Source organism: Actinoplanes xinjiangensis, from assembly GCF_003148685.1.
In the GTDB taxonomy this organism is placed as follows: Bacteria; Actinomycetota; Actinomycetes; order Mycobacteriales; family Micromonosporaceae; genus Actinoplanes; species Actinoplanes xinjiangensis.
On the sequence record NZ_QGGR01000033.1, the window covers coordinates 18418 to 30294 of the forward strand.

The window sequence follows — 11877 nt, forward strand, 5'->3', positions numbered from 1 at the left end:
AGCCCTGGTTCCCGGCCATCCGACAACACTTCAGGCGACGCGATGATCACGGAAAGTCGCTGAAGAATCCCTGGGAACTTCGGGGCCACAGTGGGCGACCAACGGTCGACGCCATCGGGCACCGGCGTCGACCGCACTTCCCCCGGATGCCGGCGCACCGCGCGCCACCGACACCCCTGACGAGGACAGCCGATGGCCGTGACCCCCGAACTGACCACCGCGCCGGTGATTCCGGCGCCGCCGGCCCGCGAGCCGGGCCGTACCGGCGCGTTCGGCGCCCTGCTGCTGCGACTGCACTTCTACGCCGGGGTGCTGGTCGCCCCGTTCCTGGTGGTGGCGGCCGTGACCGGGCTGCTCTACACGGCGACACCCCAACTCGACGCCATCCTGTACGGCGACAAGCTGACCGCCGCGACCACGAGCGGCCCGACCCTCCCGCTGGCCGACCAGATCGCCGCGGCCCGCGCGTCCCACCCGGACGGCACGATCGCGGCCGTGCAGCCGGCGGAGGGCGACGGGACGACCCGGGTCGTGTTCGCCCAGCCCGACCTCGGCGAGAACCAGCACACCGTCTACGTCGACCCGCACACCGGCACGGTGCAGGGCCGGCTGACCACCTGGTACGGCTCGACGCCGGTCACCACGTGGCTCGACGACCTGCACCGCAACCTGCACCTGGGCGACCTCGGCCGCAACTACTCCGAACTCGCCGCCAGCTGGCTGTGGGTGCTCACCCTCGGCGGGATCGTCCTGTGGTGGCGGCGCCGGCGCAGCGTACGCAAGATGCTCGCCCCGGAACTGTCGGCCCGCAAGGGCGTGCGCCGCACCCGGGGCTGGCACGCCGCGACCGGCCTGTGGATCAGCCTCGGCCTGCTCATCCTGGCCGCCACCGGCCTGACCTGGTCGCGCTGGGCCGGCGGCAACTTCGAGGTCGCCCTCGACGCGCTCGACGGACGCCGGCCCGCCCTGGAGGTCCCGGGCGTCACCCCGTCCGCCGGCGGCGGCCACCACGGCGCCGGCAGCGAGGCACCCGTCGCCGTCGACCCGGCGCAGGCCGACACCGTTCTCGCGGTGGCCCGCGGCAACGGCCTGACCGGGCCGGTCGAGCTCAGCCTCCCGGAGACCGGCGGCTCCGCCTGGACCGTCGCCGGGATCGACAACACCTGGCCGGTGCGCCTCGACCAGATCGCCGTCGATCCGGCCACCGCCACGGTCGTGGCCCGCAGCGACTTCGCCGACTGGCCGGTGCTGGCCCAGCTCACCAAACTCGGTGTGCAGGCCCACATGGGCATCCTGTTCGGCGTCGTCAACCAGCTCCTGCTGGCCGCCCTCGCCATCGGCCTGCTGTCGGTGATCCTGTGGGGTTACCGCATGTGGTGGCAGCGGCGGCCGACCCGCGCCGACCGCCGCGCCCTCGTCGGCACCGCCCCGCCCCGCGGCGCCTGGCCGGGCCTGCCCGCGTGGGCGATCGTCGCCGGTGTGCCGCTGGTCTTCGCCCTCGGCTGGGCCCTGCCGCTCTTCGGCATCCCGCTCGCCGCGTTCCTGCTGATCGACGCCCTGACGACGGTGCGCCGCAGAGCCTGATCCCCGGCGCGGTCAGATGGTCCGCAGGTCCAGGGTGTGCCAGACGGCCGTCTCCCGCGTGCCGGTCGACCACCAGAGCACGCCGTCCTTGGTGGCGGCCAGGTCGGCCGCCGCGGCGAGCGTCACGGTACGGCCGGTCGTCAGATCGTGGACGACGAGCCCGGCCGTACCGGTGAGGTCGAAGTTCGCCCCCGGCTCGGAGAGGATCTCGAAGCGGTCCAGCACCGCCACGTCGCTGACCGCGGCCTGGGTGCCCGGCCCGGCCACCCGCCGGCGGTCCGATCCGTCCGGGCGCATCACGTCGATGCGGGCCAGGCCCTCGCCGTTCATCACCATCACCCGGCACCAGGTGGGGGCGCACATCCCCCACTCCGCGCCGGAGAACGGCACCCGTACCTCCCGGCCGGTCGTCATCTCCCGCATCCGGACCTGGCCGGACTGGGCGCCGGTGTCGTCGGTGAGCCACGGCCACGCCGACAGCGACCAGCGGCCCGGCTCCTCGCGCACGTCGACCGTGCCGCCGGTCAGCGCCACCGACCGGATCTGGGTGGTGGTGTCGCCCTCCCCGGCCACCCAGTGCACCCGGCCGTCGGCCACCACCAGGTCGTACTGGTTGCCGTAGAACAGCGTGTTGCCGGTGTCGGCGGTGATCATCCGGGCGTCGCCGCCGTCGCGCCGGACCGCCCAGATCTCCACCGGCCGGGAACCGGACGACTCGGCCCAGATCAACTCGTCACCGGAGACGGTCATCGCCTCGAACCGCGGATCGTCCGCGGCCGGCAGGCGGCGCAACTCGCGGGCGACGCCGTCCTTCTCCACGAGCAGCCGGACGACGTCGCCGTCGGTCACCTGACCGACCGCCGTCGTCGCGTCCAGGAACAGCAGCGGCTCGACGGTCAGGTCCCGCAGGTCGGCGCGGGCCGCGGCCGGCCACTCCTGCTCGGCGGTGGGGCGGACGGCCGACGCGACCGGGGTCACCGGCTGCTCGGGCAGGCCGCCGGCGAGCAGGGCACCGGCCGCGAGCAGGGCCACGCCCAGGGCCACCTTCGCGCGGGCGCTCATTCGTACTGCTGTTTCGGCGGGCTGACCGGCTGCCACTGCTGCACCTCGACGAAGGCGATGTCGGCCTGGTTGACCGGGTCCTTGCCCCGTTTGCCGGTGTATCTGCCGGTCACCTCCAGCCAGGTGCCGGCGGGCACGTCCACCAGCGGGCCCCCGGTCAGGCCGACCTTGATCGGGCGGCCGTCGGCGGCGCAGCAGCTCACCACGATCCGGGCCAGCATCGGCACCCCGTCGTCGCCGGTGGCCACGAAGCCGGTCAACCGCAGGCGGCGGCCCTCGAGGCTGCGGCCCTCGTCGTAGATCACCCGGGAGGCGTAGTCCAGCAGGCCGACCGTGACCGGGTCACCGTCGGGCAGCGGCGGATAGTCGGACTCGGCGCCGATCTGCACCGTGCCGGACTGGTCGGCGGTGTAGGACCCGAGCGCGGGCGGCGCGACCAGCAGCAGGCCGAGTACGGGAAGGATCAGCAGCCACCCGACCCTCGGCTCGTGGTGGGCGTGCCCGTGGTCGTCGTGATCGTCGTGGACCACATCGCCGTCGTGGCCCTCATCACCGTCGCGGGCCCCATCACCGTCGTGGGCCCCATCGCCGTCGCGGGCGCCGCGGATGTCGTACCACAGGGTCATGATCGCGGCCAGGACCAGCGCCGCGCCCGCCGCGATGAGGAAGGGCCGCAGGCCCTCCTTGACATACCGCAGATAGAGGTCGGTGAGCGACGCCTTCAGGATCGCGCCGCCGAACAGGAACAGGACGACCGCCTGGGCCTGCCGGTTCACAGCAGCACCGCCCCGGCGCCGACCGCCGCGAGCACCGCGAGCACGAACGTGGCCGGCGCGAACCGGACCGCGAACCGGCGCCCGAACACACCGGCCTGCATGGAGATCAGCTTGAGGTCGACCATCGGGCCCACCACCAGGAAGGCCAGGCGCGACGTCAGCGAGAACTGCGACAGCGACGCGGCGACGAACGCGTCGGCCTCGCTACAGATCGACAGCAGTACGGCCAGGACCGCCAGCGCCAGCACCGACAGCACCGGCTGCGCGGCCAGGGTCTGCAACCACGCCTCGGGCACCACCACGTTGATCGTCGCGGCGGCCGCGGCCCCGATCACCAGGAACCCGCCCGCGTGCACCACGTCGTGCCGGCACGCCGACCAGAACGCCCGGCCCTTCGACGCCCCGTCCAGGTCGGGCCGGCGCGGCAACCGGATCCACTCGGATCGCCCGAGCCGCAGCCACAGCCAGCCCATCACGATAGCGACGGCCAGGCTGGCCAGCCCACGGGCCAGCACCATCTCCGGGTTGCCGGGGAAGGCGACCGCGGTCGCGGTCAGCACGATCGGGTTGATCGCCGGGGCGGCCAGCAGGAACGCCAGGGCGGCGGCCGGGGTGACGCCCCGGCGGATCAGCGAACCGGCGATCGGCACGGCACCGCACTCGCAGCCCGGCAGGATCACCCCCGCCATGCTCGCCGCCGGCACGGCCAGGGCGGGATGGTTCGGCAGGGCCCGCGCCCAGAACGAGCGCGGCACGAACACCGCGATGACCGCCGACAGCAGCACCCCGAAGACGAGGAACGGCACGGCCTGCACCAGGACCGAGACGAAGACGGTGGTCCAGGTCTGCAGGGCGGCGCCCGAGACGATCCCGGCGAGACGTCCCCGGAAGATCACGAGCAGCACGAGGAGTACGGCCAGCACCTCCACCTCGACGGATCTACCGCGGGTGCGCTGGATGGTGTCGGTCACCGGGTGCAATCTACCGGCACCGGTGGATCACGGGCTGGCGGCCAGGAACAGGAACACCGCCATGAGGGAGAGGTGCAGGCCGCCGTGCAGGATGTTGGCCCGGCCCGGCACGATCGTCAGCGTCCCCACCGCGACGGTCAGGACCAGCAGGACCATCTCCGTACCGCCGAGGCCCAGCAGCAGCGGCCCGTCCAGCCAGATCATCGCCACGCTGATCGCGGGGATGGTCAGGCCGATGCTGGCCATCGCCGAGCCGAGGGCCAGGTTGAGGCTGGTCTGGATGCGGTCGCGGGCGGCGGCGCGGACCGCGGCGATGGTCTCCGGCAGCAGCACCAGCAGGGCGATCACCACGCCGACCACGGCCTGCGGCAGCCCGGCGGAGGCGACCACGGCCTCGATCGTCGGCGAGACGCCCTTGGCCAGCCCGACGACCGCGATCAGGGCGACGAGCAGCAGGCCGAGGCTCTGCAACGCGGCCCGGGAGGACGGCGGGTCGTCGTGTTCCTCGGCCTCGATGACCTCGCCCGCGGTGGTGATCGGCATGAAGTCGTCGCGGTGCCGCCGGGTCTGCACGGCCACGAAGAGCAGGTAGAGGCCGAGCGAGACGACCGCGGCGAAGGCCAGCTGCGCCGGCGTGAACTGCGGGCCGGGGCTGCTGGTAGTGAACGTGGGCAGCACCAGGCTGAGCGTGGCGATCGCGGTGACCGTGGCGAACGCGGAACCGGTGCCCTCCGGGTTGAACACCGCGATCCGCCGGCGCAGGGCTCCGACCAGCAGGGAGATGCCGAGGATGCCGTTGCAGGTGATCATCACGGCGGCGAAGACGGTGTCCCGGGCCAGTGACTGTGCCTTCTCGCCGCCGCTGACCATCAGCGTGACGATCAGCGCCACCTCGATGATCGTCACCGCGACGGCCAGGATCAGCGAACCGTAGGGCTCGCCGACCCGGTGCGCCACCACCTCGGCGTGGTGGACGGCGGCCAGCACGGCACCGGCCAGCAACACCGAGACGAGCACCACGATGTACGACGGCAGGTCGCGCCCGAAGGTCAGGATCAGCGCGACCAGAGCGGCAACGGGCAGATACAGCGTCCAACGGGATGTCACCCGTCAGACTCTGCCTTACTCCCCGCCGGCTCGCCTGTCTTGTGCCCATCGCTGTGGCCCAGCGAACGCCCCGGGGCGATGCGGTCGCGGACCTGTCGTTTCAGGTGTGCCAGCTCGGGGAAGCCGCCGTCGGCCTTACGCGACCACAGCGTCTCGTCGCCGAGCCGTACCTCGAAGACCCCGCCGACACCAGGGACCAGCGCGACCTCGCCGAGGTCGGTGGTGAACGTGGTGAGCAGTTCCTGGGCCGTCCAGGCGGCGCGCATCAGCCAGCGGCACTGTGTGCAGTACTCGATCTCTAGGCGGGGCTGCCGAATCGTCACAGGTCAGCAGTATGCCGGATGGCGGGGGTCATGCATGATTCACGGGATCTGTACTTTCGTTAAGGAGTTGTCTTGAACCGACGCTGGATCTCGGTCGCCACCACCGCGGTGGCGCTGGCCGCACTCACGGCCTGCGGTGACGCCGAGGAGGCCGCCACGAAGGCCGTGGACGCCCGCGACTTCGTGGCGCTCGGTGACTCGTACGCGGCCGGACTGGGCGCCGGGAACTACGGCGACAAGCAGGATTGTGTGCAGAGCAAGGACGGCGGCTACCCGCACCTGTGGGCCGCCCTGCGCACGGTCGCCAAGTTCGGCACCATCACCGACGCGACGTGTGCCGGTGCGAAGATCAACGATGTGCGGTACGAGCAGCTCACCGCGCTGAACGAGAACACCGGCTGGGTGACCCTCACGGTCGGTGGCAACGACGCCGGCTGGACGAAGTCGCTGCAGGCGTGCCTGCTGGGCACCGACGAGACCTGCAAGAGTTCGGTCGACACGGCGGTCACCACGGTGCAGAGCGCCCTGCCGGCCGAGCTGGACGCGCTCTACAAGGTGATCCGGAACCAGGCGCCGAACGCGAAGGTGTACGTCCTCGGATATCCGCACCTGGTCGCCGCGCCGGGCGCCGCCGGGGTGTCCTGCGAAGCGCTGAGCGACGCACGGCGCAAGGCCCTCAACGACGGCGCCGACTCGCTCGACGAGCTGATCAAGGGCCGGGTCGCGGCCGTGCAGGGCTTCACCTTCGTCGACGTGCGCAAGGCGTTCGAGGGGCACGAGGCGTGCACCAAGGAGCCGTGGATCCACGGGCTGCGCGACAACCTGTCCGAGTCGTACCACCCGACGCCGGAGGGCCACAAGGCGTACGCCGACGCCCTGTTCGCCGTCACCGGCTGATCTCCTGACGTTTGCGTGGTGTACGCCTTCCCACGGTGGGATGGGGCGTGCACCACGCCAACCACTACTACGGCCACTCCTTCGTGCTGGCCCGCTACTGCGGGTTCGAGGCCGATCCGCCCCGGATCCACGGCTACCTCCAGCACGGGTGGAACATCGGCGACGGCCTCGCCCCCGACCACGAGTTCGTCCCCGGCGTCCCGGCGTTCGTCTGGAGTGAACGGACCCGGCGGCGAGCCTGGTCGATGGGACGGCGGGGGGTGCACGTGGTGGGGGCGCCGTGGGCGTACCTGACCGTCATGGAACCGCCCGTCACCGGGGAACGCGACGGCACCATCTGGTACCCGTTCCACGGCTGGGAGGGCCAGCACGTCGAAGGCGACCACGACCGGCTGATCGCCGAGATCCGCGACACCGAGACCGGCCCGGTCACCGTCTGCCTGTACTGGCAGGAGTACCGCACCGCCCGGGTACGCCGCCGCTACGAGCAGGCCGGGTTCCGGGTCATATGCCACGGCTACCGGGGTGGCTGGTGGAAGGACCTCGACCCGGGTTTCCTCAGCCGGCAGCTCGCCGAACAGCGCCGGCACCGGCGGGTCGCGTCGAACCGGCTGTGCAGCGCCGTCTTCTACGGCATCCTCGCCGGCTGCGAACCGGCCGTCTACGGCGATCCGATGCAGTTGCAGGGCGAGCAGGACCTGTTCGGCGGGCGGTCGCGGATCCGCCGGCAGTGGGCCGACCTGCACGGCCCACGGATCGACCCGGCCACCGCCCACACCATCGCCGTCGACGAACTCGGCGCCGACCGGATCCTGTCCCCTGCCGAGCTTCGGCACCTCTTCCACTGGACGACGGCATGACTCCGCTCCTGCTCGGCGGCGAGATGCCGCACTGGTCCGATCACGACCCGGCCGGCGGCGCGCTGCTGCGGGAACTCGCCGGCACGGCGCGCGGGCACGTGCTCGTCGTCGGGCCGCACGACCCGGACCTCATCGACGCGATCCCGGCCCGGCAGGTCACCGTGCTGGTGCGCGGGGTGCCGGACGCGAACGCGCTCGCCTCCCGATGGTCCGGCCGGGCCGGGGTGCAGGTCTGCTGCGGGAGCCTGGAGAAACTGGCGGCGGTTCCGGCGTACGACACCGTCGTGGCGCTGGACGGGCTGGGCCGTACCGGCTCCACCGAGACCGCCGATCTGCCGTGGTCCGCCGGTGTCGCCCAGCTGCTCGCCGTGCTGCGCCCCGGTGGACGGCTGCTGCTGTCCGTCGCCAACCCGGTCGGGCTGCACCGCCTCTACGCCGGTGCCGGCACCCCCGATGACGCGGCGTGGTCGGCGTACCCGGCCGCCGACCCGACCCGGCCCGCCGGCCTCGAACCGTTGCGCGCCCACCTGCGGGCCGCCGGGCTCGACGTGCTGCGGGACTGGGCGGCCTACCCGTCGCCGCGGTCACCCGCCGTGCTGCTCGACGAGGACGCGCTCACCGAACCGGGCCTGCACGGCTACCTGACCTCGGCGCTGCGCCGGGCGGGCCTGCCGGACGGGCCGCTGCTGGCCGACCCACGGCCGCTCGCCGCCGACCTGCTCCGGCACCGGCTGGCCGCCGCCCTCGCCCCGGCGTGGATCGTCGCCGCCGCCTACCCCGGTCACCATCCGTCGCCGCTGCCGGACGGTCTGCTCGCCGAGGGGCAGCTGGTTCGTACCCCCTCGGGGTGGACTCTCGGCGCCATCGGCCGGGTCCCGGCCGGCGTCTGTCTGCACGACGCCCTCCTGGCCGCCGCCCGCACCGGTGACCGGCCGGAGTTCCGCGCCCTGCTCACCGGGTGGCAGTCCGGACCGCACGCGGCCGTATCGGCCGACGCCCTGCTCCGCACCGCCGACGGCGACCTCCGGCCGCTGTCCGCGCCGGCGGCGGATCCCGAGGGGGCGCTGGCGCGGTTCGCCGCCGCCCTGCACGACGAGGGCCTGGCCCATCTGTGGCCCGCCGACGGCACGGCGGAGCTGCTGGCGGCCATGTCCGGCGTTCCGGTGGACCCGCCTCCGGCGGCCCGGGCGACCCCGTCGACGTTGCGGGAGCTCACCGCCGCCCACGACCGTCTCGCCGAGCGGTTGGCCGAGGCGAGATCTCAGCTGACCTGGTACGAGCAGAGGACCGCGACCCTCCAGTCCGACCTCTCCCGCGCCCACCGGATCATCACCGTCCTGAAGGCCACGCCGGGCGGCCGTGCCGCGACAGCCGTCCTGGGCGGCGTCCGCCGGGGCAGGCGCCTGGCCACCGCCGCCCTCCGCCGCCTCCGCTGACCCAAGCCGTCCCCCACCCCCGCCACCCCCCACCCCCACCCCCGCGCCCAGCCACGCCACGCCAGACCCACCCAGCTGGCTGTCACCGCTGCCTCAAGCGCCCCGAGACACCGGTGACAGCCAGCCGCACGCCCTCAGCTGGTCCCCACCGCTGCCTCACGCGACCCGAGACAGCGGTGAAAGCCAGCCAAACGCCCTCGGCTGGTCCCCACCGCTGCCTCAAGCGGCGCGAGACAGCGGTGACAGCCAGCCGAACCCTCCCGGCTGGTCCCCACCGCTGTCTCAAGCGGCGCGAGACAGCGGTGACAGCCAGCTGCACGCTCTTGGCTGGTCGTCACCGCTGTCTCGGGCGGCGTGAGACAGCGGTGGGGACCAGCCGGGCAAGATCGGTGGTACCGGGGGCGGGCGTTCAGCAGCTGTCGCTCACGTGAGGGTGGGCGGGTAGGTCACGGTCGGGAGGGGCGGGCGGGGAGCGGGCGGGCTGCGGCGGTGGCCTCGTCGTAGAGGGATTCGAGGCGCAGCGTCTGGGTGCGCAGGTCGAAGTGGGTGCTCACGTGGTCGCGGGCCTGTGCACCCATGCGGTGACGCAGGTCGGTGTCGCCGAGCAGGCGGGACAGCGACGCGGCCAGGGCGGGCGGGTCGGCTTCGGCGGTGAGCAGGCCGGTCCGTCCGTCGAGGACCGCCTCGGGGATGCCACTGTGGCGGGTCGCGACCACCGGGAGGCCCAGGGCGGCGGCTTCCAGGATGGTGGTGGGCAGGCCTTCGGTGTCGCCGTCGGGCGCGGTCCGGGACGGGGCGGCGAGGATGCGGGATTCGGCCAGGTGCCGCTGGACCGACTCGGGCGGGAGGCTGCCCAGGAAGGTGGCGTCGACATCGAGGTGTTCGGCGAGGGCGCGCATTTCGGGCAGGAGCGGGCCGTCGCCGATCAGCACCGCGCGCGGGCGGGGGCCGGTCAGCCGGGACAGGGCGGTCAGTAGGTCATCGACGCCCTTCTTGGCCACGAAACGGCCCACGAACGCGACGTCCCAGCGTTTCGGGACCATCGGGACGGCCGGTGGGACGGCGACGCCGGTGTAGTGCACGCGGATCTTCGCGGGGTCGGCGCCGCAGGCTTCGGCCCGGTCGCGGATGACCTCGGAGACGGCGATGACCAGGGCGGCCCGGTCGAAGACGGACCGTAGGTTCCGGCGGTAGCGGAGGCCGTGCAGTCCGGGACTCAGCGGCTGCCGGGTGACGTCGTGACCGTGGACCGTGACGATCAGCGGAACGCCGGCCTGCTGGGCGGTGCGGCTGATCAGCCAGCCGTCGCCGCCGAAGTGGGCGTGCACCAGGTCGGGCCGGACCCGGGTGAGGACCGCCCGCAGACGCGGGGAGGTGCCGGCGAGCCGCAGGCCGAGGAAGTCGCGCCGGCCGGCCGGGCCGTCCGGGAACACGATGACGTCGTCGGGCCGCGACAGCGCCGAGTCGATCCGGGTGGCACCCACGTAGGCCGAGGACCAGCGGGTCAGGGCGTCGCCCTGGGCCCGGATGAAGGTCTCCGAGCCGGGCAGCATCGCGCTGCGCCAGATCGCCACCCGCCGCCGATCCGGCTCCACGGTGGACGACGATCCGCCGAGCGAAGGCGACGATCTGCCGGGTGGAGACGATGACCCGCCGGGCAGAGACGATAAACCGCCGGGCGGAGACGCCGATGCGCCGGGCGGGGACGAGGACGGGACCGGGTCAGGCGACATCGACCGGCTCGGGAGCGGGGGCCGGGTTTTCGGTGGTGGAGCGGCGGCCGACGATGAGGTCGCGGAGGCGGGCCCGTACGGCCGGCGGCAGCGCCCAGATCTGCAGGTGGGTCAGGTAGTCGAGGGCACCGGGGCGGCCGTGGCGGCGGGCTTCGGCGAGCAGTTCCCGGAAGTGGCGGCCGTCGCGCCCGGGGGCGGCCATCGAACTCATCACGCTGAGGGTGAAGGCGGCGTACGCCCGCTGGGTGAACAGGTGACGGTTGTCGCGCAGCCAGGCGAGTTGTTCGTCGTACGGGTTGTGCAGGCTGATCCGTTCCCGGTCCTCGTCCTGGTGCCAGAGGACGAGCGGCTCCTCGGCGTAGAGCAGTTCCACCCCGTCCTCGCGGATGGCCCGCAGTGCCCAGTCGAGTTCCTGCTGGCGGCGCAGGCCCACGGTGAACGGCACCCGGCGCAGCAGGTCGGCCGGCGCCATGATGGTGGACGTCTGGATGAAGCCGTCGCCGTAGAAGAGGCCACGCCGGACGGTGAAGTATTCGCTGAGCGGTTCGCCGGCGGCGGGCAGCCGGCGGGGCATGACCGAGTCGGCGCGGGGTGTCCGGTTGATCAGCCGGGTGGCGACGATGGGGTGCGCGGCGGTGGATCCGGCGGCCAGCGCCAGTTGCGCCTCGATCTTGTGGGGCAGCCATTCGTCGTCGTCGTCGAGCAGGGCCACGAACCGGCCGCGGGCCGCGGCGGCACCGACGTTGCGGGCGTGCGGGGCGCGCCCGCGTTCGGGCAGGACGATGACGCGCAGGCGGTCGTCGCCGACGGCGGCGAGGGCGGTGGTGGTGTCGGTGTCGGGACCGTCGACCACGACGATCACCTCGAGGTCGCGGTGGGTCTGCGTGAGGGCGCTGCGGACCGCGCGGACGGCCAGGTCCGGGCGGTTGCACGTGGGGATGACGACGCTGACGTCCGGGAGTGCAGGCATGAGTCGACTCGCTTGGGCAGGGGCGCCACCGGGGTCGGGCGCGGCCGGGCGTGATCGACTCGAAGCTATGGGTGGCGGGCGGCGGCGGAGTTAATACCGCGCGCCCGGCTGACGAGCAACAGAGTTCCGGGCGGCGCACGGGAGTCGAACAAACGGTG

Annotated in this window: 11 protein-coding genes; 4 read left to right on the plus strand and 7 right to left on the minus strand. The window is 73.1% G+C overall.

Annotation, left to right across the window (positions count from 1 at the left end):
- The first annotated feature begins 192 nt into the window (after positions 1–192).
- The gene (locus BC793_RS41695; RefSeq protein WP_109602155.1) at positions 193–1584 is read left to right on the plus strand and encodes a PepSY-associated TM helix domain-containing protein; all 1392 of its coding nucleotides are present in this window, start codon (positions 193–195) and stop codon (positions 1582–1584) included.
- Positions 1585–1596: 12 nt separating this feature from the next.
- Here BC793_RS41695 and BC793_RS41700 read toward each other — a convergent pair whose 3' ends face one another.
- The 5 genes from BC793_RS41700 to BC793_RS41720 are packed head-to-tail and all read right to left on the minus strand — an operon-like array spanning position 1597 to position 5823.
- A complete protein-coding gene (locus BC793_RS41700; protein WP_109602156.1) occupies positions 1597–2646 on the minus strand; it encodes a hypothetical protein in 1050 nt (349 codons plus the stop codon).
- Positions 2643–3422, minus strand: a complete 780-nt coding sequence (locus tag BC793_RS41705; RefSeq protein WP_109602157.1) for a TIGR03943 family putative permease subunit — start codon at positions 3420–3422, stop codon at positions 2643–2645. The genes BC793_RS41700 and BC793_RS41705 overlap by 4 nt, the downstream gene beginning before the upstream one ends.
- Positions 3419–4393 carry a permease gene (locus tag BC793_RS41710; RefSeq protein WP_239170609.1) on the minus strand — a complete coding sequence of 325 codons (975 nt, stop codon included), beginning with the start codon at positions 4391–4393 and terminating at the stop codon, positions 3419–3421. The genes BC793_RS41705 and BC793_RS41710 overlap by 4 nt, the downstream gene beginning before the upstream one ends.
- A 27-nt stretch (positions 4394–4420) precedes the next feature.
- Positions 4421–5500: a calcium:cation antiporter gene (locus tag BC793_RS41715; protein ID WP_109602159.1), complete on the minus strand. Its 1080-nt coding sequence runs from the start codon at positions 5498–5500 to the stop codon at positions 4421–4423.
- Positions 5497–5823, minus strand: coding sequence for an Rdx family protein (locus BC793_RS41720; RefSeq protein ID WP_109602160.1), 327 nt, complete (start codon positions 5821–5823; stop codon positions 5497–5499). The genes BC793_RS41715 and BC793_RS41720 overlap by 4 nt, the downstream gene beginning before the upstream one ends.
- Positions 5824–5895: 72 nt before the next feature.
- Between BC793_RS41720 and BC793_RS41725 the strand changes: the two genes are divergently transcribed.
- From BC793_RS41725 to BC793_RS41735, 3 genes are read left to right on the plus strand one after another with little or no spacing between them, the layout of a single operon-like run.
- Positions 5896–6720 carry an SGNH/GDSL hydrolase family protein gene (locus BC793_RS41725; protein WP_109602161.1) on the plus strand — a complete coding sequence of 275 codons (825 nt, stop codon included), beginning with the start codon at positions 5896–5898 and terminating at the stop codon, positions 6718–6720.
- A 47-nt stretch (positions 6721–6767) separates the two neighbouring features.
- Positions 6768–7580, plus strand: a complete 813-nt coding sequence (locus tag BC793_RS41730) for a hypothetical protein (RefSeq protein ID WP_109602211.1) — start codon at positions 6768–6770, stop codon at positions 7578–7580.
- Entirely contained in the window at positions 7577–9016 is a 1440-nt protein-coding gene (locus BC793_RS41735; RefSeq protein ID WP_109602162.1) for a class I SAM-dependent methyltransferase, read from the plus strand. Before BC793_RS41730 ends, BC793_RS41735 begins: the two co-directional genes overlap by 4 nt.
- Positions 9017–9462: 446 nt before the next feature.
- Here the strand turns inward: BC793_RS41735 and BC793_RS41740 are convergent, their stop codons facing one another.
- Together BC793_RS41740 and BC793_RS41745 are read right to left on the minus strand one after the other, a co-directional pair.
- On the minus strand, positions 9463–10611 hold the full coding sequence (locus BC793_RS41740; RefSeq protein WP_239170610.1) for a glycosyltransferase: 1149 nt from the start codon (positions 10609–10611) through the stop codon (positions 9463–9465).
- Between the two features lie 127 nt (positions 10612–10738).
- Positions 10739–11719, minus strand: coding sequence for a glycosyltransferase family 2 protein (locus BC793_RS41745; RefSeq protein ID WP_109602163.1), 981 nt, complete (start codon positions 11717–11719; stop codon positions 10739–10741).
- Positions 11720–11877 lie beyond the last annotated feature (158 nt).